This window comes from Streptomyces sp. NPDC059455, assembly GCF_042750115.1.
GTDB lineage: Bacteria > Actinomycetota > Actinomycetes > Streptomycetales > Streptomycetaceae > Streptomyces > Streptomyces endocoffeicus.
In genome coordinates, this window is the sequence record NZ_JBHYVB010000012.1 from 24,505 (window position 1) to 47,700 (window position 23,196).

General features: G+C 71.8%; 27 protein-coding genes. 13 read left to right on the forward strand and 14 right to left on the reverse strand.

Annotated features, from left to right (window positions below; genetic code table 11):
* Positions 1 to 44 precede the first annotated feature (44 nt).
* The 3 genes from ACFXB5_RS06125 to ACFXB5_RS06135 are packed head-to-tail and all read left to right on the forward strand — an operon-like array spanning position 45 to position 1,934.
* On the forward strand, positions 45 to 896 hold the full coding sequence (locus tag ACFXB5_RS06125) for an AraC family transcriptional regulator (RefSeq protein ID WP_385202983.1): 852 nt from the start codon (positions 45 to 47) through the stop codon (positions 894 to 896).
* Between the two features lies 1 nt (position 897).
* Positions 898 to 1,635 (forward strand): AzlC family ABC transporter permease, encoded by a 738-nt coding sequence (locus ACFXB5_RS06130; protein ID WP_385202986.1) that lies wholly within the window; start codon positions 898 to 900, stop codon positions 1,633 to 1,635.
* Positions 1,632 to 1,934 carry an AzlD domain-containing protein gene (locus tag ACFXB5_RS06135; RefSeq protein WP_020868027.1) on the forward strand — a complete coding sequence of 101 codons (303 nt, stop codon included), beginning with the start codon at positions 1,632 to 1,634 and terminating at the stop codon, positions 1,932 to 1,934. The genes ACFXB5_RS06130 and ACFXB5_RS06135 overlap by 4 nt, the downstream gene beginning before the upstream one ends.
* A gap of 19 nt (positions 1,935 to 1,953) precedes the next feature.
* On the opposite strand, the gene ACFXB5_RS06140 is transcribed toward ACFXB5_RS06135, so the two are convergent.
* Positions 1,954 to 2,970 carry a hypothetical protein gene (locus ACFXB5_RS06140; protein WP_385202990.1) on the reverse strand — a complete coding sequence of 339 codons (1,017 nt, stop codon included), beginning with the start codon at positions 2,968 to 2,970 and terminating at the stop codon, positions 1,954 to 1,956.
* A gap of 78 nt (positions 2,971 to 3,048) precedes the next feature.
* On the opposite strand from ACFXB5_RS06140, the gene ACFXB5_RS06145 reads away from it, so the two are divergent.
* The 4 genes from ACFXB5_RS06145 to recX all read left to right on the forward strand — a co-directional run bounded on the left by ACFXB5_RS06145 (position 3,049) and on the right by recX (position 6,419).
* Entirely contained in the window at positions 3,049 to 3,243 is a 195-nt protein-coding gene (locus ACFXB5_RS06145) for a DUF3046 domain-containing protein (protein ID WP_385202992.1), read from the forward strand.
* Positions 3,244 to 3,322: 79 nt separating this feature from the next.
* The gene (locus ACFXB5_RS06150; RefSeq protein WP_385202994.1) at positions 3,323 to 4,528 is read left to right on the forward strand and encodes an AI-2E family transporter; all 1,206 of its coding nucleotides are present in this window, start codon (positions 3,323 to 3,325) and stop codon (positions 4,526 to 4,528) included.
* Positions 4,529 to 4,664: 136 nt separating this feature from the next.
* Positions 4,665 to 5,804 carry a recombinase RecA gene (recA, locus tag ACFXB5_RS06155; protein ID WP_385202997.1) on the forward strand — a complete coding sequence of 380 codons (1,140 nt, stop codon included), beginning with the start codon at positions 4,665 to 4,667 and terminating at the stop codon, positions 5,802 to 5,804.
* 3 nt (positions 5,805 to 5,807) lie between these two features.
* On the forward strand, positions 5,808 to 6,419 hold the full coding sequence (gene recX, locus ACFXB5_RS06160) for a recombination regulator RecX (protein ID WP_385202999.1): 612 nt from the start codon (positions 5,808 to 5,810) through the stop codon (positions 6,417 to 6,419).
* A 73-nt stretch (positions 6,420 to 6,492) separates the two neighbouring features.
* Here the strand turns inward: recX and ACFXB5_RS06165 are convergent, their stop codons facing one another.
* The 8 genes from ACFXB5_RS06165 to ACFXB5_RS06200 form a co-directional block, all read right to left on the reverse strand.
* Positions 6,493 to 6,897 (reverse strand): rhodanese-like domain-containing protein, encoded by a 405-nt coding sequence (locus ACFXB5_RS06165; protein WP_385203002.1) that lies wholly within the window; start codon positions 6,895 to 6,897, stop codon positions 6,493 to 6,495.
* Complete coding sequence (locus ACFXB5_RS06170) at positions 6,894 to 7,436, reverse strand: cysteine dioxygenase (protein ID WP_385203005.1); 543 nt, start codon at positions 7,434 to 7,436, stop codon at positions 6,894 to 6,896. Before ACFXB5_RS06170 ends, ACFXB5_RS06165 begins: the two co-directional genes overlap by 4 nt.
* Before the next feature lie 95 nt (positions 7,437 to 7,531).
* Complete coding sequence (locus tag ACFXB5_RS06175) at positions 7,532 to 7,621, reverse strand: putative leader peptide (RefSeq protein ID WP_309471148.1); 90 nt, start codon at positions 7,619 to 7,621, stop codon at positions 7,532 to 7,534.
* A 164-nt stretch (positions 7,622 to 7,785) separates the two neighbouring features.
* Complete coding sequence (locus tag ACFXB5_RS06180; RefSeq protein WP_385203008.1) at positions 7,786 to 9,525, reverse strand: FAD-dependent monooxygenase; 1,740 nt, start codon at positions 9,523 to 9,525, stop codon at positions 7,786 to 7,788.
* Positions 9,526 to 9,736: 211 nt separating this feature from the next.
* On the reverse strand, positions 9,737 to 10,681 hold the full coding sequence (locus tag ACFXB5_RS06185) for an amino acid ABC transporter permease (protein ID WP_385203011.1): 945 nt from the start codon (positions 10,679 to 10,681) through the stop codon (positions 9,737 to 9,739).
* Positions 10,678 to 11,325 (reverse strand): amino acid ABC transporter permease, encoded by a 648-nt coding sequence (locus tag ACFXB5_RS06190; RefSeq protein ID WP_020868017.1) that lies wholly within the window; start codon positions 11,323 to 11,325, stop codon positions 10,678 to 10,680. The genes ACFXB5_RS06185 and ACFXB5_RS06190 overlap by 4 nt, the downstream gene beginning before the upstream one ends.
* A gap of 118 nt (positions 11,326 to 11,443) precedes the next feature.
* Positions 11,444 to 12,355 (reverse strand): glutamate ABC transporter substrate-binding protein, encoded by a 912-nt coding sequence (locus ACFXB5_RS06195; protein WP_385203014.1) that lies wholly within the window; start codon positions 12,353 to 12,355, stop codon positions 11,444 to 11,446.
* A gap of 106 nt (positions 12,356 to 12,461) precedes the next feature.
* Entirely contained in the window at positions 12,462 to 13,238 is a 777-nt protein-coding gene (locus ACFXB5_RS06200) for an amino acid ABC transporter ATP-binding protein (RefSeq protein WP_385203017.1), read from the reverse strand.
* Between the two features lie 305 nt (positions 13,239 to 13,543).
* Here ACFXB5_RS06200 and ACFXB5_RS06205 point away from each other — a divergent pair, with 305 nt between their 5' ends.
* Both ACFXB5_RS06205 and ACFXB5_RS06210 read left to right on the forward strand, forming a co-directional pair.
* Entirely contained in the window at positions 13,544 to 14,254 is a 711-nt protein-coding gene (locus ACFXB5_RS06205; RefSeq protein WP_385203019.1) for a response regulator transcription factor, read from the forward strand.
* Positions 14,255 to 14,272: 18 nt separating this feature from the next.
* Positions 14,273 to 15,709, forward strand: a complete 1,437-nt coding sequence (locus tag ACFXB5_RS06210; protein ID WP_385203022.1) for an ATP-binding protein — start codon at positions 14,273 to 14,275, stop codon at positions 15,707 to 15,709.
* Between the two features lie 88 nt (positions 15,710 to 15,797).
* Here ACFXB5_RS06210 and ACFXB5_RS06215 read toward each other — a convergent pair whose 3' ends face one another.
* From ACFXB5_RS06215 to ACFXB5_RS06225, 3 genes are all read right to left on the reverse strand, one after another.
* A complete protein-coding gene (locus ACFXB5_RS06215) occupies positions 15,798 to 16,400 on the reverse strand; it encodes a class I SAM-dependent methyltransferase (protein WP_385203025.1) in 603 nt (200 codons plus the stop codon).
* A gap of 62 nt (positions 16,401 to 16,462) precedes the next feature.
* Positions 16,463 to 17,452 (reverse strand): TAXI family TRAP transporter solute-binding subunit, encoded by a 990-nt coding sequence (locus ACFXB5_RS06220; RefSeq protein ID WP_385203028.1) that lies wholly within the window; start codon positions 17,450 to 17,452, stop codon positions 16,463 to 16,465.
* A 124-nt stretch (positions 17,453 to 17,576) separates the two neighbouring features.
* Complete coding sequence (locus ACFXB5_RS06225; RefSeq protein WP_164432536.1) at positions 17,577 to 18,299, reverse strand: IclR family transcriptional regulator; 723 nt, start codon at positions 18,297 to 18,299, stop codon at positions 17,577 to 17,579.
* A gap of 135 nt (positions 18,300 to 18,434) precedes the next feature.
* Between ACFXB5_RS06225 and miaB the strand changes: the two genes are divergently transcribed.
* Positions 18,435 to 19,967 (forward strand): tRNA (N6-isopentenyl adenosine(37)-C2)-methylthiotransferase MiaB, encoded by a 1,533-nt coding sequence (miaB, locus tag ACFXB5_RS06230; RefSeq protein ID WP_385203031.1) that lies wholly within the window; start codon positions 18,435 to 18,437, stop codon positions 19,965 to 19,967.
* Positions 19,968 to 19,989: 22 nt separating this feature from the next.
* Positions 19,990 to 20,739 carry a class III extradiol dioxygenase subunit B-like domain-containing protein gene (locus ACFXB5_RS06235; RefSeq protein ID WP_385203034.1) on the forward strand — a complete coding sequence of 250 codons (750 nt, stop codon included), beginning with the start codon at positions 19,990 to 19,992 and terminating at the stop codon, positions 20,737 to 20,739.
* A gap of 112 nt (positions 20,740 to 20,851) precedes the next feature.
* Here ACFXB5_RS06235 and ACFXB5_RS06240 read toward each other — a convergent pair whose 3' ends face one another.
* Together ACFXB5_RS06240 and ACFXB5_RS06245 are read right to left on the reverse strand one after the other, a co-directional pair.
* Positions 20,852 to 21,094 carry an antitoxin gene (locus ACFXB5_RS06240; protein WP_385203037.1) on the reverse strand — a complete coding sequence of 81 codons (243 nt, stop codon included), beginning with the start codon at positions 21,092 to 21,094 and terminating at the stop codon, positions 20,852 to 20,854.
* Between the two features lie 24 nt (positions 21,095 to 21,118).
* Complete coding sequence (locus ACFXB5_RS06245) at positions 21,119 to 21,301, reverse strand: gliding motility protein (protein WP_385203040.1); 183 nt, start codon at positions 21,299 to 21,301, stop codon at positions 21,119 to 21,121.
* A 284-nt stretch (positions 21,302 to 21,585) separates the two neighbouring features.
* Between ACFXB5_RS06245 and miaA the strand changes: the two genes are divergently transcribed.
* A complete protein-coding gene (miaA, locus tag ACFXB5_RS06250) occupies positions 21,586 to 22,524 on the forward strand; it encodes a tRNA (adenosine(37)-N6)-dimethylallyltransferase MiaA (protein ID WP_385203043.1) in 939 nt (312 codons plus the stop codon).
* A 108-nt stretch (positions 22,525 to 22,632) separates the two neighbouring features.
* On the forward strand, positions 22,633 to 23,130 hold the full coding sequence (locus tag ACFXB5_RS06255) for a hypothetical protein (RefSeq protein WP_385203145.1): 498 nt from the start codon (positions 22,633 to 22,635) through the stop codon (positions 23,128 to 23,130).
* The last annotated feature ends 66 nt before the right edge of the window (positions 23,131 to 23,196 follow it).

The window sequence follows — 23,196 nt, forward strand, 5'->3', positions numbered from 1 at the left end:
AGCCACAGGTCAGAGGGGGCTCGGGCGGGGCGCACAATGGTGCCATGGCCAACCGGGAGAGCGCGCGGCACTGGCGGTACCCCCAGCTTCCGGGCGTCGATCTGCTGCGCGCCCGCTACATCCACAAGACCTTCGTCTGGCACACCCACGAGACCTTCGTGATCGCCGCGATCACCGAGGGCGTCGAGGAGTTCCACCACCGCGGCGCCATCGAGCGCACCGGGCCCGGCGGGCTCGCGCTCATCAACCCGGAGGTGCCGCACACCGGACGGGCGGGGGCGCCCGAGGGGTGGGCGTACAGCGTGCTGTACCCGGCCGTGGACCTGGTCGCCGGTATCGCCGCCGAGACGACCACGCTCCGGGGCACGGCCGGGTTCCGGATCCCCACCGTCGACGATCCCCAGGGGGCGCGGCTGGTGACCGCGGTGCACCGGGCCGCCGAGGAGGGCAACGCGCTCGCCGCCGACAGCCTGCTGCGCATCGCGCTGGCCCGGCTGCTGCGCGACCACGGCGGCCCGCTCCCCGAGCGCACGGCGCGCACCGCCGGTGCGCGGACGGCGGCGCGCGCCCGCGCGATCCTCCAGGAGCGGATGGCGGACCCGCCGTCCCTGGAGCGGCTGGCGGCCGAGCTGGGCACTGGTCCCTTCGCCCTCCTGCGCGCCTTCCGCGCGGTCTACGGGATGCCGCCGCACACCTGGCTCACCGACGCGCGGGTCCGCCGGGCGCGGCGGCTGCTGGACGCCGGGAGCGCGCCCGCCGAGGTGGCCGTCGCCGTCGGCTTCACCGACCAGTCCCACCTGAACCGTCACTTCACCCGGATCGTGGGGGTGCCACCGGGCGCCTACCGGCGCGAGCGCGCAAGAACGTACAAGACCGGAGCCGAAGTGCTCTCCTAGCGTGCGCGCTGTGTCAGAACAGATAGAGATACAAACCGATCCCGCCGCGCCCCCGGCGGACTCGGCCGTCGTCCGCGACGCCCTGGGCGTCGGTGTCGCGGTGGGGCTCTCCGGCTTCGCCTTCGGGGTGACGTCGGCGGGCGCCGGGCTCGGCCTGCTGCAGACCTGCGCGCTCAGCCTGCTGGTCTTCACCGGGGCGTCGCAGTTCGCCCTCGTGGGCGCGCTGGCGGCGGGCGGCAATCCGTTCACCGCCGCCGCCGGGGCGTTCTTCCTCGGGGTGCGCAACGCCTTCTACGGGCTGCGGCTGTCCGGACTCCTCGGGCTGCCGCGCGCGGTGCGCCCCCTGGCGGCCCAATGGGTCATCGACGAGACCTCGGCCGTCGCCCTCGCCCAGCCCGACCGGCGCACCGCGCGCCTCGGCTTCACCGTCACCGGGCTGACGCTGTACGTCCTGTGGAACCTCACCACGCTGATCGGCGCCCTGGGGGCGTCCGCCCTCGGCGACACCGACGCCTGGGGCCTGGACGCCGCCGGGCCCGCCGTCTTCCTCGCCCTGCTGGCACCCATGCTCAGCGGTACCGTCGAACGGGCCGTGGCCGGTCTCGGCGTCCTGCTGGTGCTCCTTTGCCAGCCGGTGCTGCCCGCCGGGGTCCCGGTCCTGGTGGCGGCGCTCGCCGCTCCCGTCGTCCTTACGGTGCACGGGCGCATGGCGCGCGGCACGGAGGGTGAGCGCCGATGACCACCTGGATCGCCATCGGCGTCACCGCGGCGGGCTGCTACCTGGTCAAGCTGCTGGGCCTCTCGGTGCCCGCCGGAGTCCTGGAGCGCCCGCTCGTCAGGCGTCTGGCCGCGCTGCTGCCCGTGGCGCTGCTGGCCGCGCTCACCGCCCAGCAGACCTTCAGCGACGGCCGGCACCTCCTCCTGGACGCGAGGGCGGCCGGGCTGGGTGCGGCGGCGCTCGCGCTGGTGCTCCGCGCCCCCTTCCTGGTGGTGGTCGCCGTGGCCGTAGCCGTCACGGCCGGCGTCCGGGCCCTGTGACCGCCCCGGACGCCCGCGCTCAGATCCGCCGCCCGTAGGCCCGCAGCGTCAGCAGCGCCTCGATGGTCGCCACCGACCGCCACTCCAGCGTGGCCCCCGGCGTCCACGCATGCCGGCGCGGCGGCCAGCCGCCGTCCTCCTGCTGCGCGGCCACGAGAGCGTCCAGGGACCGCTCCACCTCGGCGTCGGTGAACCACCGGCGCGCCGGCGAGCCGGGCGTACGGGCGATGTCGTGCACCTGGAGGGGCATGTCGTGCACCTGGAGGGGCTCACAGGGCTCCGGCGCCAAGGAGCGGTCCTCGGCGGGCCCGGCGGCCGGGGGCGGCACGATCAGCCACTCCTCCCGCACCCGGCGGCCGAGCCGCTCGGCCGCCGCCTCGGCCCGGGCCCGGTCCGGCGCCCCGTCGAGGAAGGCGACGGCCGCGGCGACCTCGTACGGACGCGCCGCCGCACCGCCCTCCGCCAGGGCGGCGACCGCCGCCCAGCAGAAGTCCGTGGCCCGGAAGAGCCACGCATGCCACACCTCGTTGCGGTGCAGCAGCCCCACCACCGGCCCGGTGGTCAGCAGATCACCGCGCGGATCGTCCGCCGACGGGACCCAGGGGGCCGCCGGGTAGCCGTGCGGCGAGGGGCGGCAGACGGGCAGCGCGCCGTCCGGGGTGGACACGGACGTCAGATAGCGGCACAGGCGCTCCACCCGCTGCCCGCCGCACCGCCCGATCCCGTCGAGCACCCGTAAGGCGTGCACGGCATGCGGTGGCTGGCTCACCGGGCCGCGCAGATCCGGATCCAGCGCATGGCCGTAGCCCCCGTCGGTCCCCAGGTACGCGGTCAGCGCGGTCTCGACCGCCTCGGCGCCGCCGCCCAGGAAGTGGTACGCGAATCTGCGCTGCTCCAGCACGCGGGCGGACAGCCAGACGAACCGCTCGGCGCGGGAGAGCGCGGAGGACCCGTCCGGCCGGGCCGGCTCGGCGGGCCCGGCCGTGGGCAAGGAGGGCGACGACGGCGAAGAGGGGAGGCTTGCGGATCGATCCATGGACAGACCGTAGGCCGGAAGACACCGTCGGTAGGGGGCTCACGCACCGGTGCACCCCGGGAGCGCGATACTGGTCACATGCGGTTGACGGACTTCTGGCAGCGAATGGCGAACCACTTCGGCGAGGCGTACGCCGACTCCTTCGCGCGCGATCATGTGATGTCGCAACTCGGCGGCCGGACGGTGCACGAGGCGCTGAAGGACGGCTGGGAGGCCAAGGACGTCTGGCGCGGGGTCTGCGCCGCGATGGAGATCCCCGACAGCAGGCGCTGAGCGGTCCCCGGGCGCTCCGGGCGCATCAGCTTCCCGGGGTGGCCGGATTTCTTCGACCGGTGTACGCCACACTTGCCCCGTGGCCCCGACCGAAGAGACCCTCTCCTCCGACGCCGACGACAACCCGAGCGCCGCTCGGGCCTCCTCGGAATCCCCGCAACCCGCCGCGCGCATGCCGCGCTGGCTGCCGCGCGCCATGGTGCTCGCACTCGCGCTGGTGGCCTGTTACCGCCTTGCGACCTGGGCCTTCGACCAGCTGACCGGGCTGTTGCTGAACATCCTGATCGCGTTCTTCCTGGCGCTAGCGATCGAACCGGCCGTGGACCGGATGGCCGCCCGCGGGATGCGCCGGGGGCTGGCCACCGGGCTGGTCTTTCTCGCCATCCTCGTCGGCACCGCGGGCTTCTTCACCCTGCTCGGCTCGATGCTCGCCGACCAGATCATCACCATGGTCCAGGACTTCCCGAAGTACCTCGACGACGTGGTCCGCTGGATCAACGACACGTTCCATACGCATCTGTCGCGTCTGGAGATCCAGGACAGCCTGCTGCACTCCGACTGGCTGCAGAGCTACGTCAAGAACAGCGCCGACAATGTGCTGGACGTCTCCACACAGGTGCTCGGCGGGTTGTTCAAGACGCTGACGGTGACCCTGTTCGCCTTCTACTTCGCCGCCGACGGCCCCCGGCTGCGCCGCGCCCTGTGCTCGGTGCTGCCGCCGACCCGGCAGGTCGAGGTGTTGCGCGCCTGGGAGATCGCGGTCGCCAAGACCGGCGGCTACATCTACTCCCGCGGGCTGATGGCCCTGATCTCCGGTGTCGCCCACTACATCCTGCTGGAGGCCCTGGGCGTGCCCTACGCCCCGGCGCTCGCCGTCTGGGTGGGGCTGATCTCGCAGTTCATCCCGACCATCGGCACCTACCTGGCCGGGGCCCTGCCGATGCTGATCGCGTTCACCATCGAGCCCTGGTACGCGCTGTGGGTCCTGATCTTCGTCGTGATCTACCAGCAGTTCGAGAACTATCTGCTCCAGCCGAGGATCACCGCCAGGACGGTGGACATCCACCCGGCCGTCTCCTTCGGATCGGTGATAGCGGGCACCGCGCTGCTGGGCGCGGTGGGCGCGCTGATCGCGATTCCGGCGACCGCGACGCTCCAGGCGTTCCTCGGCGCGTACATCAAGCGCTATGACGTGACCGACGATCTGCGGGTGCACGGGCGCACGCGGCGGCGCGGACTCTCGGCCCTCGCGCGGATGCGCGCCGCGCTGGCGCGGCGTGGTTGACACAAAAATCGAACATCCATTCTTATGGGGGCCCCGGCAGTTATCCACAGGCCGGGGACGACAGGGCCGCTTGTCAGTGGCAGGCGCTAGCGTCTTGGACGTGAAGCGATCGACTCAAGCAAACCGGGTGGGACCCATGGCAGGAACCGACCGCGAGAAGGCCCTCGACGCCGCGCTCGCACAGATTGAACGGCAATTCGGCAAGGGCGCCGTGATGCGCATGGGCGACCGGCCGAACGACCCCATTGAGGTGATCCCCACCGGGTCGACCGCTCTCGACGTCGCCCTCGGCGTGGGCGGCCTGCCACGCGGCCGCGTGGTGGAGGTCTACGGCCCGGAGTCCTCGGGTAAGACGACCCTGACCCTGCACGCGGTGGCCAACGCCCAGCGGGCGGGTGGCACGGTCGCCTTCGTGGACGCGGAGCACGCCCTCGACCCGGACTACGCGCAGAAGCTCGGTGTGGACACCGACTCGCTGATCCTGTCCCAGCCGGACAACGGCGAGCAGGCGCTCGAGATCGTGGACATGCTGGTCCGCTCCGGCGCTCTCGACCTCATCGTCATCGACTCCGTCGCCGCCCTGGTGCCGCGCGCGGAGATCGAGGGTGAGATGGGCGACTCCCACGTCGGTCTCCAGGCCCGGCTGATGAGCCAGGCGCTCCGTAAGATCACCAGCGCGCTGAACCAGTCCAAGACCACCGCGATCTTCATCAACCAGCTGCGCGAGAAGATCGGCGTCATGTTCGGCTCCCCGGAGACGACGACCGGTGGCCGGGCGCTGAAGTTCTACGCCTCGGTCCGCATCGACATCCGTCGCATCGAGACCCTCAAGGACGGCACCGACGCGGTCGGTAACCGTACCCGCTGCAAGGTCGTCAAGAACAAGGTCGCGCCGCCCTTCAAGCAGGCCGAGTTCGACATCCTCTACGGCCAGGGCATCAGCCGCGAGGGCGGTCTGATCGACATGGGCGTTGAGCACGGCTTCGTCCGCAAGTCCGGTGCCTGGTACACCTACGAGGGCGACCAGCTCGGCCAGGGCAAGGAGAACGCCCGCAACTTCCTGAAGGACAACCCCGATCTCGCCAATGAGATCGAGAAGAAGATCAAGGAAAAGCTCGGCATCGGGGTGAAGCCCCAGGACCCGGCCGCCGCGGAGCCCACCGCGGACGCGGCGGGTGCCGCGGGCGTGGCCGCCGCCGCACCGGCGAAGGCCGTGGCCGCCCCGGCGGCCAAGTCCGGGGCGAAGGCGGCGAAGACCGCCGCGGCCAAGAGCTGATCCATGACACGGCGGACCGAATGGCCGGACGGCCCAGGCCGTCCGGAGCGCCCGGACCGTCCGGACAGCGGCGCCCCCTCCTCGTCGAGGGCCGAGCAGGGGGCGCCGCCGGGCCCGGAGGAGCAGGCGCGGGCAATCTGCCTGCGCCTGCTCACCGGGACCCCGCGCACGCGTAAGCAGCTTGCGGACGCGTTGCGCACCCGGGGCATCCCCGATGACGCGGCACAGGAGGTGCTGTCCCGGTTCGAGGACGTCGGTCTGATCGACGACGCGGCGTTCGCGGAGGCGTGGGTGGAGTCCCGGCACCACAGCCGCGGGCTCGCCCGGCGGGCGCTCGCCCGGGAGCTGCGCACCAAGGGTGTGGACTCGACCCTGATCGACGACGCCGTGGGACAGCTCGACGCCGATCAGGAGGAGCGGACCGCGCAAGAGCTGGTCGAGCGCAAGCTGAGGGCCACCCGTGGCCTGGAGAGGGAGAAGCGGATACGCCGTCTCGCCGGGATGCTGGCCCGCAAGGGCTACTCCGAGGGGCTGGCGCTGCGGGTGGTGCGGCGTGCGCTGGAGGAGGAGGGGGAAGACGCGGAGCTGCTGGAGCATCACCTTCCGGATCTCTGAGGTTCCGGATCTCTGCTTCGGCGCCCGACCTCCGAGAGCTCCAGGCCCGTCCCGGCACCCGGGACGCGGGGCGCTAGTCGACCGGGAGGCCCGCCGCGCGCCACGCCTGGAAGCCGCCGATCAGATCGGTCGCCCGGGCCAGTCCCAGTTGGCGCAGCGAGACCGCGGCGAAGCTGGACGCGTAGCCCTCGTTGCACACCACCACAACCCGCAGATCGTGGTGGGTGGCCTCGGGCAGCCGGTGGTCGCACTGCGGGTCGAGCCGCCACTCCAGCTCGTTCCGCTCGACGATCAGCGCCCCCGGGATGGTGCCGTCGCGCTCCCGCAGCGCCGCGTACCGGATGTCCACCAGCAGCGCGCCCTCGACCTGCGCCGCGGCCGCGTCGAGGGGCTCCAGCCGGTCGAGTCCTTCGCGGGCCTCGGCCAGCAGCTCGTCCACGCTCCGCTTGCTCGTGTTGGTCGTGCCCATCGCGTTCATCCCCACTCCTCGGGCCGCTCGACCTGCTCCAGCCGCAGCGTCTGACCGGTGCGGCTGTAGCGCCGCATGAGCGGCAGCGGCGGATAGTAGGCGTGCACCGACACCGCATGCTCGGTGTCGGACGGGTTGATCACCTCATGCACATGATGCGGTCCGAAGGCCCGGCCCTGCCCGGCGGGCAGCCGCCGCTCGCGGTCCACACCGTCGGCCAGCTCCAGGGTCTTCCAGCCCTCGGTGGGCAGCCGCGCGGCGAGTGACTGCTCGTTGAGCTCACCCGCCGCCGAGACGAAGGCGCCATGGGAGCCGCCGTGGTCGTGCCAGCCGGTGCCGGTGCCCGGAGGCCAGCCGATCAGCCAGGCTTCGCTGCCGCCCGGCCCGTCGAGGCGCAGCCAGGTGCGGCCCTCCGGATCGAGCGGAAGCGAGGCGACGAGCTCGGCGTCGGCGGCGGTCCGGTGGGCGAAGTCGAGCAGTTCCGCGGCGCTGGGCGGGGCGACGGGACCGGATGCGGGGTCCGTGATGAGGTCCGCGGAGGGGCGCACGGGACTGGAGGGGGAAGTGCGTACGTCGGGCACAGAGAACCGTCCTGAATGATCGCGAAAGGGGCGCGGCCGAGCCGCGCGGGAAAGAGGGCGGATCAACAGGACGGACGACAGACACAGCCCGCGTAGCGGACCAGGTCCAGATGGACCCTCCGCCAGAAGCGAGGCAAGCAGGTGTCAGTCACGCTGCGAAGTGAATCATGTGCTGGAAAGGAAGGTCAACCGCATCGGCCCGGAGCTGGACGCGCGCCTTGACCACGCACGCCCGGACACGCACCGCGCGCCCCGGAGATGGACCAGGCGCACAGCGCGAGCGCGGGCGCGCCCCGCCGAGCCCGCGCTTCCCGCACTACCGCCGCGCGCTCGCCTCCGCCGGTGCGCCCCTGGCCGCGTTCCCGCCCCGGGCCGCGTCCGCGCACGCGTACAGCGCGCCCGGCCGCACCCCGGACAGTGCCGCGGCGAGATGGCCGTCCGGCCGCACCAGCAGCACGGTGTGCGCCGGGGCTCCCGGGTACGCCTCGGTGACCAGCAGCTCGGTGCGCAGGGGCAGCGCCGCGACGGCCGCCGCCAGCCGCGGCATCAGCCCGGCCCGCATCCAGTGGCGGCGGTCCCACACCCCGGTGCCGGGAGCGACCAGCACCACCAGCAGCTCCCGCCCGAGCCGCTCCCGCAGCCGTACGACCGAGCCGTCCGGAGCGGTCACCGGCACATCGGCGACCGGCGCCCCGAGCGCCGTGCCCACCGTGATCGAGCCGTCCGGCGGGGCGGCCGGGGCCAGCGGCGAACGGTCGTAGACCGGCGGCGCGCCCAGCGGGCCCCGTCCGAGGTGACCGTCGGTGAGCAGCGCGTCGTGCCCGCGCGCCCCGCCGGGCCGTACGGTGCGCCGTACCGCGTGCCAGCCGCCGGCCGCCCGTACCAGCGGCAGCGACTGGTCCGCCGCGCGCAGCCGGGCCCCGACGGCTCCGCGCCGCTCCGCCTGATAGCTGTCGAGCAGGGCGTCCGAGGCCCCGTGGTGCCAGGCGAGGGAGAGTTTCCAGGCGAGGTTGTCGACGTCCCGCAGCCCTTCCTCCAGCCCCTGGGTGCCGAGCGCGCCCAGCAGATGGGCGGCGTCCCCGGCCAGGAAGGCGCGCCCGACACGCCAGCGCAGCGCGAGCCGGTGGTGCACGGTGTGCACGCCGGTGTCCAGGAGTTCATAGGGGGACTCGGATTCGCCGCACCACCCCGCGAGGGTGTCGCGCACCCGCACCATCAGGGCGTCGGGGGTGACCAGATCGCGGCCGGGCGGCAGCAGCCAGTCGATCCGCCACAGGCCGTGCGGCAGCGGCCGGGCGGTCACCTCGGCGTCGATGCTGCGCCAGGGCGGGGAGCGGTGCAGCAGGGCCTCGCCGGGCCAGGGGAGTTCGGCGCGCAGCGCCGCGACGGCGTGCCGCTCCACCGCCGTACGGCCCGGGAAGCGCACGCCCAGGAGCTTGCGGACGGTGGACCGCGGCCCGTCGCAGCCCACCAGATAGCTGCCCCGCCACCAGGTGGCCTGGGCACCCCGGGTGCGCACCCCGACCCCGTGGTCGTCCTGTTCCAGGTCGTCGATCCGGGTTCCGGAGACGATCCGGACGAGGTCCTCGTCGCCCATGGCGGCCAGCGAGCCCCGCAGCGCCCTGGTGAGCTCGTGCTGGGGCAGATGTAGGGGGGAGGGCGCCGACACCGGCGCCGACTCGTCCTCGGAGGAGGGCGTGTCACCCTCGGGAGCGTCCATGGCCTCCGTAAGGCCGCCGTCCCAGCCGCCCGTGCCGCGCTCGGGCGACGGCGAACCGCCGAAGAGGCCACCGGGCGTGAGGGGCACCTGCCGCACCAGCTGCCGCCGCCGCATGGTGCGCCATCCGGTCCACGGCCGGCTGCGGGCGGTGACCCGGCAGCCCAGCCGCTCCAGCAGGGCGGCGGCGTCCGGGCGCAGCACGACGGTGCGGGCCAGACGGCTCTCCTCGGCTTCCGTGGACTCGTCCAGCAGGATGACGGGCACCTCGAGGCGCGCGAGGGCGAGGGCCAGGGTCAGGCCGACCGGGCCCGCCCCGGCGACGATCACCGGGTCCACGGTGCGGTTCCCGTGGCCCTGCGGGTCGTACGTGACGTACGGAAATTGGCAGTTGAAACCCGGTGAGCGATCACAGAAAGCATGCAACCCACTGCCGCTGCCCGCGTCAAGCGACGAAGGGCGGTGGCGCGTGCGCCACCGCCCTGGTAAGGGTCTCGCTCATCCGCCCGGCCCTCCCGGACGGCGTCCGCCCGGTCGCCCGGACGTCCCCTCAGTTCGTCTTGCCCGCGGACGCGTCCGGAGCGGAGGTCGCGGACTGGTCGACGACGTCGAGCGGGTCGGCGGCCGCGAGCGGCTGTCCGGCGTCCGCGACCCTGATGCCGGTCTTGGCGCGCCGGCCGCGCCGCTCGATCCAGGTGGCGAGGGCGGAGAGGGCCAGACACATCGCGATGTAGATGGCACCACCGACGATGATCACCGGAACGTAGGGGTTGTCGTCGTTGACGACGATGTTGCCGGCCAGCTGCTGAAGTTGGAACAGCAGCTCCTGGTAGGTGATGACATAGCCGAGGGAGGTGTCCTTCAGCGTCACCACCAGCTGGCTGATGATGGTCGGCAGCATCGCCCTTACGGCCTGCGGCACCAGGACCGTCATCATGACCTGGGTCTTGCGCATGCCCAGGGCGTACGCGGCCTCGCGCTGGCCCCTGGGCACCGAGTTGATGCCCGCTCGCAAGACCTCGGCCTGGACCGAGCCGTTGTAGACGGTCAGGCCGATGACCAGGGCCCAGAAGCCGGTGTTGTCACCGCTGAGGCCCAGGTCCGCGCGGTAGGTCAGGAAGAGCACCCACAGCACGTAGATGGTGATCAGCAGCGGGACGGCCCGGAACAGCTCGATGAAGCCGGTCGCGAACCAGCGGACGGGCTTGTGGTCCGAGAGCCGGCCGGTGGCCAGCAGCACACCGAGGGCGAGGGAGAGGACCGCCGCGACCGCGAACACCTTCAGGGTGGTGATCACACCGTCGCGGATGCTGTTCCGCACCCCCGCGTAGTTGAAGATGTCCCACATCTCGGGCGCGAACTGACCCTTGGCGTTCAGCCGCACCACCGCGAAGACGATCAGCCCGAGGACGGCCAGGCCGCCGACGACGGAGAAGACGCGGTTCCGGACGCGAGCCTTGGGGCCGGGGGCGTCGTACAGGACGCTCGAGCTCATCGGGCCACCTCCAGGCGGTTCTCCAGCAGCCGGAAGAGACCGCTGATGGCGAACGTGATGACCAGGTAGCACAGCGCGATCCACAGGAAGATCCAGCCGATCGCGAAGCCCTTGTCACTCAGCAGCTTCGAGACATTGAACAGTTCGGTGTTGCTGAATGCCCCGGCGATGGCCGAGTTCTTGGTGAGCGCGATGAAGATGCTGCTCATCGGGGGAATCACGGACCGGGTGGCCTGGGGGAGGACGATCAGCCGGAGGGTCTGGAAGAAGGTCATCCCCAGGCTGCGGGCGGCCTCCGCCTGGCCGAGCGGCACGGTGTTGATACCGGATCGCACGGCCTCGCAGACGAAGGACGACGTGTAGCAGCCCAGCGCCATCATGGCGAGGACGAAGGGGCTCGTCCCCGGGAAGAAGATCTGCGGGATCACGAAGAACGAGATCAGGAACAGCAGGGTCAGCGGGGTGTTGCGCAGCAGGGTGACCCAGGCCGTCCCGAACGCCCGCAGCGGCGGTATGGGCGACACCCTGAAGCCGGCTATGACGACGCCCAGCACGAGGGCCAGCGCCGCACTGGCCGCCGTGATGGAGAGGGTTCCCAGGAACCCCTCCCGGAACTGGGGCAAATGATCGAGAAGTACGTTCATCGATTCTCCGCGGTAGCGGTCAGGTCAGCGGCGTGCGGAGCGCACCGGCTTCGAGGTGAACGGGCGAACGGGTGAGCGAAGAGTCCTGCTCAAAAACGATGCGGACGAAGAGCCCTGCTCAGTAGCGCGGCAGGGGCGTCTTCGGCGCGACGTAGGAGGAGCCGGACTTGCCGAGCGTGCCCTCGTACGCCTTCTTGTAGTCGCCGTTCTTGATGTGCTTCTCGAGCGAGTCGCTGATCGCGTCGCGGAGCGCCTTGTCGTTCTTGTTCATGCCGACGCCGTAGGGCTCCTCGGTGAACGGCTTGCCGACCACGTGCAGCTTGCTCGGGCGCTGGGCGGCGTAGCCCTTGAGGATGGCGTCGTCGGTGGTGACCGCGTCGACCTGGCCGTCGAGCAGCTGCTTGACGCAGAGCGAGTACTTGCTCAGCTCGGTGGTCTTGGCGCCGTACTTCGGCTTCTTGATCTCCTGGAGCGGGGTGGAGCCGACGATCGAGCAGACCTTCTTGCCCTTGATGCCGTCCGGGCCGGTGATCTTGCCCTTGTCCTCCATGCGGACCAGCAGGTCGGCGCCGGCTGTGAGGTACGGGCCCGCGAAGCCGACCTGCTTCTTGCGCTCGTCGTTGATGGTGTAGGTGCCGACGTAGTAGTCGACCTGGCCCTTGGAGATCGAGGTCTCGCGGACGTTGGAGTCAACCGTCTTGAAGCTGATCTTGTCCGCGGAGAAGCCGAGGTCCGCGGCGACCATCTTGGCGATCTCGATGTCGAAGCCGGAGCGCTTGCCCTCGGTGTCCTGGAACCCGAGGAAGGGCTGGTCGGCCTTGGCGCCGATGACGATCTTGCCGCGCTTCTGCGCCGCCTTCAGGGTCGGCGAGTCGATCTTGACATCCTTCGCGACCGTGTAATCGCCGCTGAAGACCTCGCCGCCCTTCGGCTTGTCCCCCGCGGTGCCCTTCTCGCCGCCACAGGCGGTCGCCGTCGCGGCCAGCGCGAGAACCACCGTGGCCGCCGCGGCCGTCTTACGAATTCTCATGGTGCCCATCCCTCTGTGTTCAGTACGTGGTTCACATACGCAGTGGCGAACGTGGAGCGGTCTGCCGGACCAAGTGCGGGCCCGGCGGGCTCAGTGGGTCAGCGGGTCAGTGGTGAAGGATCTTCGACAGGAAGTCCTTGGCCCGGTCGCTGCGGGGGTTGTTGAAGAACTGCTCCGGCTCGGCCTCTTCGACGATCCGGCCGTCGGCCATGAAGACCACCCGGTTCGCCGCGGAGCGGGCGAAGCCCATCTCATGGGTGACGACGACCATCGTCATGCCGTCCCGCGCGAGCTGCTGCATGACCTCCAGCACCTCGTTGATCATCTCCGGGTCCAGTGCCGAGGTCGGCTCGTCGAAGAGCATCACCTTCGGGTCCATGGCCAGGGCGCGCGCGATCGCCACGCGCTGCTGCTGGCCACCGGACAACTGGGCGGGGTACTTGTCCGCCTGGGCGCCGACGCCGACCCGGTCGAGCAGCGTGCGGGCCTTCTCCTCGGCGGCCTTCTTGTCCGTCTTACGGACCTTGGTCTGGCCCAGCATCACGTTCTCGAGCACCGTCTTGTGCGCGAAGAGGTTGAAGGACTGGAAGACCATGCCGACGTCGGCACGCAGCCGGGCGAGCTCCTTGCCCTCCTGGGGCAGCGGCTTGCCGTCGATCGTGATGGAGCCGGAGTCGATCGTCTCCAGCCGGTTGATCGTGCGGCACAGTGTCGACTTCCCGGACCCGGACGGCCCGATGACGACGACCACTTCGCCGCGGCTGATGGTCAGGTCGATGTCCTGGAGCACATGCAGCGCGCCGAAGTGCTTGTTGACTCCTGACAACGCAACCAACGCGTTCGCCACCGGTGCGGCGTCCTTGGTCACCGATACTTCGCTCATCGGCGTCTCGCTCCGTCCTCCTCGGTTGGGAGGACACTAGTGAGCGCCTGCGACCAGCGTCATTACATCTGAGCTGAAATTGAGGATAACGATATGGCCGCGACGCGACACTCTGCGTGACCGGGATGATGCGCGGCGTACCGGCTGCGTAACGGAAGCCAGTGTGTGACCGAATGCTCTTGACGGCTGCCCGTCGATCGGGGTGGATGCCCTGTGGCCATGTTCGTGGCCGCATTCGAAGACATGGTGACGGGGACGCGTACGGGGCCCGTCTCCCCAGATACGGAAAGGTGGCGGAGGGGCCGGTGAGACTGCTGCTCGTCGAGGACGACAACCATGTCGCCGCGGCCCTGTCCGCCATGCTCTCCAAGCACGGTTTCGAGGTCACCCACGCCCGCAGCGGCGAGGAGGCGCTGCAGGCGCTGCTGCCGGACTCGGGCGCCCCCTTCGGCGTCGTCCTTCTCGACCTCGGCCTGCCCGACCAGGACGGTTTCGAGGTGTGCGGCAAGATCCGCAAGCGCACCGCCACCCCCGTGATCATGGTGACGGCGCGCGCCGATGTGCGCTCCCGCATACACGGGCTCAACCTCGGCGCCGACGACTACGTGGTCAAGCCGTACGACACCATGGAGCTGCTCGCCCGGATCCACGCCGTCAGCCGCCGCACCGCCGCCCACGACCCGGGCCATGGCACCGAGGAGAGCCCGGACGGCTCCCATCCGCCGCTGCGGCTCGGCCCGGTCACCATCGAGCTGCCCACCCGCCAGGTCTCCGTCAACGGGACGACCGTTTCGCTCACCCGTAAGGAGTTCGATCTGCTCGCCCTGCTCGCCCAGCGCCCCGGTGTCGTCTTCCGCCGGGAGCAGATCATCAGCGAGGTCTGGCGCACCAGTTGGGAAGGGACGGGGCGCACCCTGGAGGTCCACATCGCCTCCCTGCGCTCCAAGCTGCGGATGCCCGCCCTGATCGAGACGGTGCGCGGGGTGGGCTATCGCCTCGTCGCGCCGGTCGGCTGAGCGACCGGGACCCCCTCGGTGAGCACTCGGCTCCTCCCGCTCCTCATCGTCCTCATGGCGGGCGTGCTCCTCGCGCTCGGCTTCCCGCTCGCGGGGAGCCTGGCCGCCCGGGAGCAGCAGCGTGTCGTTGTCGACCGGATCGACGACACCGCGCGCTTCGCCGCCCTCGCCCAGTTCGTCACCGCCGGGCCCACCGGGGCGGTCGGCGCCGAGGGGAACGAGCGGCTGGGCACCCTGCGCGCCGAGCTCAAGCGCTACCACGACCTGTACGGCATCCGGGCCGGGGTCTTCTACCGGGACCGGGACGCGCCGCTCATGGCCGAGGCGCCCGGCGGCTGGCGGCTGCCGGACACGGGCGAGAGCGCCCGGGCGTTCGACGAGGCCCTCGCCGGGCGCCGCAGCCACGATCCGCCCCAGGTCTGGCCCTGGCAGCGGGGCAGGCTCACTGTGGCGTCCCCTGTCGTCCGTGACGGGGACGTGGTGGCCGTCGTCGTCACCGACTCGCCCACCGGCCAGATGCGGTCGCGGATTCTGCACGGCTGGCTGGTGATCGGCGGGGGCGAATGCGCCGCGATGCTGCTGGCCGTCGGCGCCGCCTTCCGGCTCACCGGATGGGTGCTGCGGCCCGTGCGCGTCCTGGACACCGCGACCCATGACATCGCGACCGGGCGGATGCAGTCACGCGTCGCGGCCGCCTCCGGGCCCCCGGAGCTGCGGCGGCTGGCCCGCTCGTTCAACGAGATGGCCGACAACGTCGAGCAAGTCCTGGAGCAGCAGCGGGCGTTCGTCGCCGACGCCTCCCACCAGCTGCGCAATCCGCTCTCCGCGCTGTTGCTGCGCATCGAGCTGCTGGCGCTGGAGCTGCCGGACGGACATGAGGAGATCGCCTCGGTGCGGGCGGAGGGCAAGCGCCTGGCCAGCGTCCTGGACGATCTGCTCGACCTCGCCCTGGCCGAGCACTCCGCCGCGGATCTGCGGCTCACCGATATCGCGGAGCTGGCGAGGGACCGGGTGGACGCCTGGCTTCCGGTGGCCGAGCGGGAGGAGGTCGGGTTCGCCTACACCGGCCCCGCGGCCATCACCGGCTGGGCCGACCCGGTGGCCCTGTCCAGCGCACTGGACGCCGTCGTCGACAACGCCCTGAAATTCACGCCCGAGGGGGCGCATGTGGAGGTCTCGGCGCGCACGGAGGGCGACACCGTGGCGATCGTCGTCGCCGACGGCGGCCCGGGCCTCACCGAGGACGAACTCGCCCGCATCGGCGACCGCTTCTGGCGCAGCAGCCGCCACCAGAACGTCTCGGGCTCGGGCCTGGGCCTGTCCATCACCCGCGCGCTGCTCGCGGCGGGCAGGGGCACGATCGACTACGCGCCCAACGAGCCCTGTGGTCTGCGCGTGACCATTACGGTGCCGCGGACGGGGCCCGGTGAGACCGTGACGACCGTAAGGACGTGACGCGGGCGGTAGGGGACGTGACGCGAGCCGTAAGGACGTGAGGCGGGCTGTGAGGACCGTGACGCGGGCCGTGAGGCCGGTTCGCCGCTCAGTCCCGCGGCTTGCGCCAGACGATGCTGTAACGCCACAGGACGTGACGGCGGTACCGCGAGCCGGGCAGGAGCTCGGCGGCCAGCGCCCGCATCTCCGGGTAGGTCACCGGCGGCGGCCATACGACGGGGGACGGGTGGTCCCAGTGCCCTTTCCTGGCGCGGTGGACGGTGCCGACGGCGATGGCGGCGAGGATGCGCGGCAGATCCCTGGGCATGGTGTTCCGGGCGAGGCCGACGACGGCCAGGACCCCGCCGGGCCGCAGCAGGTCGCGCATGCGGGCCAGTCCGGTGGCGGCGTCCATGTGGTGCAGGGTGGCCACCGACGCGATGACGTCGAACGAGGCGGGCTCGAAGGGATGGCTCAGGAAGTCACCGAGAACGTAGTCGACATCGTCCCCGTACGCGCGTCCCTGCTCGAGGCCGGCCGCGTCGAGGTCGATCCCGGTGACGTGCGGCACGGTCCGCCGGAGTGCGCGGGCGAGCATGCCCTCGCCGCAGCCGACGTCGAGGGCGCGCTGGGCGCCATCGGGGACCGCGTGGAGGATGCGGGGGTGGTAGTGGATGTTGTGGTTCCACCGCCTGCCGTTCTTCACTGTCATGTGATGATCCTGCCGGATCAGGCCCCGGTCGTTGGCCGTATCGAGGCGGCAGCGGTGCCGGGCTACGGCTTGACCGAGCGGTAATAGCGCGCCGCGCCCTTGTGGAGGGCGAGGGGATCGGTGAAGACGGCGGTCCGCAGGTCCACCTTCTGGGCGGCGTGCACCTTCGCCCCGATGCGGTCCCGGTTGTCTATCACCGTGCGGGTGACGCCCTCCGCCAGATCGGGGGCCACCCGGTCCGTGGTGACCAGGAGGTTCGGTACGGCGATCGTCTTGACCGGCTCCGGCCTGCGTATCTCCTCGTACGCGTCGGCGGGCACGGTGGCGGCCCGGTAGTAGCGCGTCACCCCGCCCTGCCGGTGCAGCGGGCCGGTGAGGTCGCCGAGCTGGACGAGCCGGATCGGGTAGGCGTGCGCCAGGGTGCGCACCGCGGTGGTCGGCAGCCCGCCCGACCAGAAGAAGGCGTCGAGCTTGCCCTGCCGCAGCAGCCTCGGCATGGCGTCGATGCCGACCCGCTCCGCCCGGATGTCCCGGTCGAAGTCGAGCTTGGCGGCCTTGATCAGCGCCCGGGTGATCAGCTGCACGCCCGAGCCGTCGCCGCCCACTCCCACCCGCAGATGCTTCAGATCGCGCGCCGACCGTACGGATGAGCCCCTCGGGACGACCAGCTGCATGTAGTCGTCGTACAGCCGCGCGCAGGCCCGCAGCCGCCCCGCTCCCTCGCCCTGGTAGGCGGCCACGGCGTCGGTGGCGGCGATGGCGAAGGTGGCCCTGCCCCGGGCCAGCCGCTCGACGTTTTCCGGGGACCCCCTGGACTGCTCCAGCCGCACATCGACATCGGGGAGGTCCCGGGCGAGGTCCTGCTCGAGCATCCGGCCGTAGGTGTCGTAGACCCCGGTGGAGACCCCCGTCGCGAACGTCACCCGGCCGCTGGGCGAGGGGCCACCGCCCGACGCCAGCAGCCACCACAGCAGCAGCCCGAGGGCGACGAGGCCCGCGGCGGCGGACTGCAGGGCACGGCGCCGGTCCGGGCGCGGAAGGGTGAGGGCCATGGCGAGGATCCTGCCAGGCCCGCTGCCGGGAGGGGAGGGGCGGCCGCCTGAGGATCCCGTTGTGCGGGCATCCCGTTGTGCGGGCGGCCACCCGCTCAACTGCCGGAGCGCAGCGGCCACCCGCTCATCTGCCGGAGCGCAGGGCCCTCGACAGGCCCAGGGCCGCCGTCCGGACCGCCGGTGCCAGCTGCGCCGGCCGGAAGCGGCCGCGGGGTACGGCCACCGACAGCGCCGCCACCGAGGTCGGTCCGTCGAAGACGGGAGCCGCGATGCAGCTGACCCCCGGAGCCGCCTCTTCCTCCTCGTAGGCCAGGCCCGCGACCTGGGCCTGCTCGACGGCCGTGCGCAGCCGGTCCGGATCGGTGATCGAGTGAGGGGTGAGGGCGGGCAGAGGCGCGGCCAGGACCTCCTCGACCAGCTCGGAGCCCGAGAACGCCAGAAGCGCCTTGCCGACGCCGGTGCAGGTCAGGGGCAGTCGGCCGCCGATGCGGGACGGCAGCCGAAGGGCGTCGTGGCCGTGGATGCGCTCGACGTAGACCACCTCGTGGCCCTCGCGCACCCCGAGGTGCACGGTTTCGTGCGTAGCCTCGAAGAGGTCCTGCAGGAACGGCAGCGCGGCCTCCCGCAGATCGCGCCGGCGCGGGACGAGTGAGCCCAGTTCGAAGAGGGCGCCTCCGAGCCGGTAGGTCTCGGCGTCGCGTTCGAGCAGGCCGAGACGGACCAGATCGGCGCAGAGCCGGAACACGGTGGTCTTGGCCAGCCCGGTACGCGCGGACAGTTCTGTGAGACGGAACGCGCCGCCATCGGGCCGGAAGCAGCCGAGGACGGCCATGGCCTTGTCGAGCATGTTGCCCTGTGCGCTGTTCCGTGTCATGGAACACAGTGTGCCGGTGTTCGGCCGTCGGTCCACCCTCGGGAGGCGGGCCGGCGGCCCGGTCCACCGCCCGGCAGCGGGGCTTCTGTGACCGCCTACCCTTGTTGGGTGACCATCAGCAGCGACCGGAGCCCGGCAGTGGACGTTCAAGCACCCAAGAGCTACGAGATCCGCACCTACGGGTGCCAGATGAATGTCCATGACTCCGAGCGGCTTTCGGGCCTCCTGGAAGAGGCGGGCTATGTCCGCGCGCCCGAGGGCACCGGCGAGGGCGAGGCCGACATCGTCGTCTTCAACACCTGCGCGGTGCGGGAGAACGCCGACAACCGGCTGTACGGCAACCTCGGCCGGCTCGCGCCGATCAAGGCCCGGCGGCCGGGCATGCAGATCGCCGTCGGCGGCTGTCTGGCCCAGAAGGACCGCGACACCATCGTCAACAAGGCCCCCTGGGTCGACGTGGTCTTCGGCACCCACAACATCGGCAGCCTGCCGGTGCTGCTGGAGCGCGCCCGCGTCCAGGAGGAGGCCCAGGTCGAGATCGCCGAGTCCCTGGAAGCCTTCCCCTCCACCCTGCCGACGCGGCGCGAGTCCGCGTACGCCGCGTGGGTCTCCATCTCCGTGGGCTGCAATAACACCTGCACCTTCTGTATCGTCCCGGCGCTGCGCGGCAAGGAGAAGGACCGCCGCCCCGGCGACATCCTCGCCGAGGTGGAGACCCTGGTCGCCGAGGGCGTCACCGAGATCACCCTGCTCGGCCAGAACGTGAACGCGTACGGCTCCGACATCGGCGACCGCGAGGCGTTCAGCAAGCTGCTGCGCGCCTGCGGGAAGGTCGAGGGCCTGGAGCGGGTCCGGTTCACCTCGCCGCATCCGCGCGACTTCACCGACGACGTCATCTCCGCCATGGCGGAGACGGAGAACGTGATGCCGCAGCTGCACATGCCGTTGCAGTCCGGCTCGGACACCGTGCTCAAGGCGATGCGCCGCTCGTACCGGCAGGAGCGCTACCTGGGCATCATCGAGAAGGTGCGCGCCGCGATGCCGGACGCCGCCATCTCGACCGACATCATCGTCGGCTTCCCCGGTGAGACGGAGGAGGACTTCGAACAGACGCTGCACGTGGTGCGGGAGGCGCGGTTCGCCCAGGCGTTCACCTTCCAGTACTCCAAGCGGCCCGGGACGCCCGCCGCCGAGATGGACGGCCAGGTGCCCAAGGCGGTCGTCCAGGAGCGCTACGAGCGGCTGGTCGCCCTCCAGGAGGAGATCTCCTGGGAGGAGAACAAGAAGCAGGTCGGCCGCATGCTGGAGGTTCTGGTCGCCGAGGGCGAAGGCCGTAAGGACGACGCCACGCGGCGGCTCTCCGGCCGTGCCCCCGACAACCGCCTGGTGCACTTCGCGCGGCCCGAGGAGCCGGTGCGCCCCGGCGACGTCGTCACCGTCGACATCACCTACGCCGCCCCCCACCATCTGCTGGCCGAGGGCCCGGCCCGGGGCGTGCGGCGCACTCGCGCCGGAGACGCCTGGGAGCGGCGGAACGCGCCCGGGGAGAAGAAGCCCGCCGGTGTGATGCTGGGCCTGCCGACGGTGGGCGCCCCGCCGCCGCAGTCGGCCGCGCCCACCGCGGGCTGCGGCTGCGACTGAGCGCACGGCTAGGCTCACGATCATGCTGATCGCCGCCGCCGTCTGCCCGTGTCCGCCGCTGCTGGTGCCCGAGGTCGCCGCCGGAGCCGCCCCCGAGCTGGACGGGCTGCGCGCGGAGTGCTGCGAGGTCATCCAGGCCCTCGCGGCGGCGCGTCCGGAGCGCCTGATCGTGGTGGGGCCCGCCGATCGCGCCGGGCGCGGGCCGCATGCGCAGGGCACGGCCGGGACGTTCCGCGGCTTCGGCGTGGAAGTGGATGTGCGACTCGCCGCGCCGGTGGCGGGGGAGTCCGGCCGCGAGGACGCCGCGGACGGCGGGTCCTCGCGCTCGCTGCCGACGTCGCTGGCGGTCGGCGCCTGGCTGCTGGAGCACGCGGGGTGGGACCCGGCGGTGCCCGTCGAGGGGCTGGGTGTGGGGGAACCTCTCGCGGCCGAGCGGTGTATTCAAGTCGGAAGGGAGCTCGCCGGGCGGGCGGACCGGGTCGCGCTGCTGGTGATGGGCGACGGCACCGCATGCCGCACGCTGAAGGCACCGGGCTATCTCGACGAGCGGGCGGCCGCGTTCGACGCCGAGGTGGCGCGGGCGCTGGCGGCCGCCGACACCGGGGCGCTGGCCGCGCTCGACGAGGAGTTGGCGTACGAGCTCAAAGTGGCGGGTCGCGCGCCGCTGCAGGTGCTCGCGGGGGCGGGCGCGGGGGCGCGCCTGAAGGGGGAGTTGCGGTATGACGAAGCGCCGTACGGCGTGGGGTATTTCGTGGCGAGCTGGTCGTCCTAGCCCGCTCGCGGCCGTGGAGCCTGCGCTCCACGGCCGCGCACCGGCGGGGCCGGTCGGTCCGGGCCGGGCATCGCCCGCCCCCGTCTTCTGTGCCTTGTCTGCTTGGCCAGTCTTATGCGTCGCCCTTGGGCTTGGGCTTGCGCTCGTCCATCTGCGAGAGGCGGTTGAGAGCGTCCTTCGCCTTGCCCGTGCCAGTCTCGATTTTGGCGCTGTACTTGCCCTTGGTCCTGGTGTCGACCGACTTGGCCGCCTTCTCCAGGCCCCGCTCGATCCTGGCCTCGTGCTGCTGCGCGAAGCTGCCGGCCTTGCCCTTCATCTGACCGGCCTTGGCCTTGAGATTGTCCATCAGGCCCATGTGCCACCTACCCTCGTCGGTTGCCTATGCGCGGGCGCTCTCACCGGTCTCGCTGTCGGCCGCCTCGGCCGCGGACTGCTGTTTGGGGATCCCGGCGCCTTCACCCGCCGGATTCTCCTTCCCGCTCCGCGCGATCTCAGCCCCATCGGCGGTCCCGGACTCGGTATCCGCCGTCATGGCGTCGGCCGTGGCCTGGGCGAACCGCACGGACGGTGCCTCCTCGGACGAACGGCTCGCCTCCTTCGGAACACGACGAAACCTGGAAAACACGCCCATATCTACTCCATACCTTACTCGTGTGGGCGAAACTCGCGTGGGCGAAATCCCGTGCCGCCCGGAGTGCCCCCTTGTGCGGTGCGCGGCGACCGCGCGGCGCGCGGCGGCCGATTCCCCGAACCAGCCCTCGGAACCTCGCAACAGGCAACGAACCCGGCGGTGCCCCGTCACGTCGCTCATTCGAGGAGCCCCGAGGCATTTGCGAGACTGGCCCGGTGAATACTGCAGGCCATCCGCCGCGAGTCATCGCCGTCGTCGGCCCCACAGCGGCCGGAAAGTCCGATCTGGGCGTCGCACTCGCCAGACACCTCGACGGCGAGGTCGTCAACGCCGACTCCATGCAGCTGTACCGGGGCATGGACATCGGCACCGCCAAGCTGACGGAGGACGAACGGCAGGGGGTGCCACACCGGCTGCTGGACATCTGGGATGTCACCCAGACCGCGAGCGTCGCCGAGTACCAGCGGCTGGCCCGCGCCGAGATGGACCGCCTGCTCGCCGAGGGGCGCACCCCCGTCCTGGTCGGCGGTTCCGGCCTGTACATCCGCGGGGCTATCGACGCCCTCGAGTTCCCGGGCACCGACCCCGCCGTCCGGGCCCGGCTCGAGGCCGAGCTGGAGGAGCGGGGCTCCGGGGTGCTGCACGCCCGGCTCGCCGACGCCGACCCCGAGGCGGCGCGCGCGATCCTGCCCAGCAACGGCCGCAGGGTGGTCCGGGCGCTGGAGGTCATCGAGATCACCGGCCGCCCGTTCACCGCCAATCTGCCCGGGCACGAGGCGGTCTACGACACGCTCCAGATCGGCGTCGACGTCGAGCGGCCCGAGCTGGATGAGCGGATCGCCCTGCGGGTGGACCGGATGTGGGACGCCGGGCTGGTCGAGGAGGTCCGCCGGCTGGAGGACGCCGGGCTGCGCTCCGGCCGTACCGCCTCCCGCGCGCTGGGCTATCAGCAAGTGCTCGCCGCGCTCGCGGGAGAGTGCGCCGAGGAGGAGGCGAGGGCCGAAACCGTGCGCGCCACCAAGCGGTTCGCACGCCGTCAGGACTCCTGGTTCCGCCGCGATCCCAGGGTCCACTGGCTCAGCGGAGCGGCCGACCACAGAGGGGAACTCCTGGCGAGCGCGCTCGCGTTGGTTGAACGGGCGGTCACAGCCTGATCACGTCATGGCATCGGGAAGCTCAGCTCGTCATTCGGGCCCCGGCGGGCATGCCATCATCAAGCTCCGATCGTGCCGTGGTGTCTGGAGTTGGGAGGGCGTGTGGCGATGGAGGCCGGCCCTCGCGACGCATCGCAGCAATCGCCGCACGGAGACGCGCGGCCGCTGACCCCGGACGGCCCCGATGAGGCCGGAGGGCTCCACGAACCCGGCGCGCCGGTCCTCGAGGACGGCTCCGAGGGCGAGGCCGGCGCGGGCTCGGTCTCCGGGGAGTCCTTCCGGGAGCTGCGCCCGCCGCGCCGACTGCGGATCTGGCAGATCGCGCCGATCGTCGGCCTGGCCATCCTCGGCTCGCTGATGTTCGCCTTCCCGCTCGCCTTCGAGTTCGGCGACGGAGGGGCGGTCGTGGCCATGCTCGGCCTGCTGCTGAGCAGCTGTGCGGCGGGCTGGGGCCTGATGGCCGCCCGCCGGGTGGGCTACACCTGGCCGGGCCTGCCTCCCAGAGGCTCGGGACGCCGCCCGGACTGGCGCTTCGTCGTGCTCTATGTGGTGATCGTGGCGCTGCTGGTCGCCCTCACCTTCTGGCGGGTGGCCCGCCTCCGCTAGGCCCTCCGTCCAGTGGGTCCCCCGGGCGGACCGGGCACCGGGGGACGGTGCGCGCGGCGCCCCGTA

Bases quoted from the DNA above. Each gene is read 5' to 3' on its own strand.
- ACFXB5_RS06125 (WP_385202983.1), top strand. From the start codon at position 45: ATGGCCAACCGGGAGAGCGCGCGGCACTGGCGGTACCCCCAGCTTCCG.
- ACFXB5_RS06135 (WP_020868027.1), top strand. From the start codon at position 1,632: ATGACCACCTGGATCGCCATCGGCGTCACCGCGGCGGGCTGCTACCTG.
- ACFXB5_RS06140 (WP_385202990.1), bottom strand. From the start codon at position 2,970: ATGGATCGATCCGCAAGCCTCCCCTCTTCGCCGTCGTCGCCCTCCTTG.
- ACFXB5_RS06145 (WP_385202992.1), top strand. From the start codon at position 3,049: ATGCGGTTGACGGACTTCTGGCAGCGAATGGCGAACCACTTCGGCGAG.
- recA (WP_385202997.1), top strand. From the start codon at position 4,665: ATGGCAGGAACCGACCGCGAGAAGGCCCTCGACGCCGCGCTCGCACAG.
- recX (WP_385202999.1), top strand. From the start codon at position 5,808: ATGACACGGCGGACCGAATGGCCGGACGGCCCAGGCCGTCCGGAGCGC.
- ACFXB5_RS06165 (WP_385203002.1), bottom strand. From the start codon at position 6,897: ATGAACGCGATGGGCACGACCAACACGAGCAAGCGGAGCGTGGACGAG.
- ACFXB5_RS06185 (WP_385203011.1), bottom strand. From the start codon at position 10,681: ATGAGCTCGAGCGTCCTGTACGACGCCCCCGGCCCCAAGGCTCGCGTC.
- ACFXB5_RS06190 (WP_020868017.1), bottom strand. From the start codon at position 11,325: ATGAACGTACTTCTCGATCATTTGCCCCAGTTCCGGGAGGGGTTCCTG.
- ACFXB5_RS06195 (WP_385203014.1), bottom strand. From the start codon at position 12,355: ATGAGAATTCGTAAGACGGCCGCGGCGGCCACGGTGGTTCTCGCGCTG.
- ACFXB5_RS06200 (WP_385203017.1), bottom strand. From the start codon at position 13,238: ATGAGCGAAGTATCGGTGACCAAGGACGCCGCACCGGTGGCGAACGCG.
- ACFXB5_RS06215 (WP_385203025.1), bottom strand. From the start codon at position 16,400: ATGACAGTGAAGAACGGCAGGCGGTGGAACCACAACATCCACTACCAC.
- ACFXB5_RS06220 (WP_385203028.1), bottom strand. From the start codon at position 17,452: ATGGCCCTCACCCTTCCGCGCCCGGACCGGCGCCGTGCCCTGCAGTCC.
- ACFXB5_RS06225 (WP_164432536.1), bottom strand. From the start codon at position 18,299: ATGCTCGACAAGGCCATGGCCGTCCTCGGCTGCTTCCGGCCCGATGGC.
- ACFXB5_RS06235 (WP_385203034.1), top strand. From the start codon at position 19,990: ATGCTGATCGCCGCCGCCGTCTGCCCGTGTCCGCCGCTGCTGGTGCCC.
- ACFXB5_RS06240 (WP_385203037.1), bottom strand. From the start codon at position 21,094: ATGGGCCTGATGGACAATCTCAAGGCCAAGGCCGGTCAGATGAAGGGC.
- ACFXB5_RS06255 (WP_385203145.1), top strand. From the start codon at position 22,633: ATGGAGGCCGGCCCTCGCGACGCATCGCAGCAATCGCCGCACGGAGAC.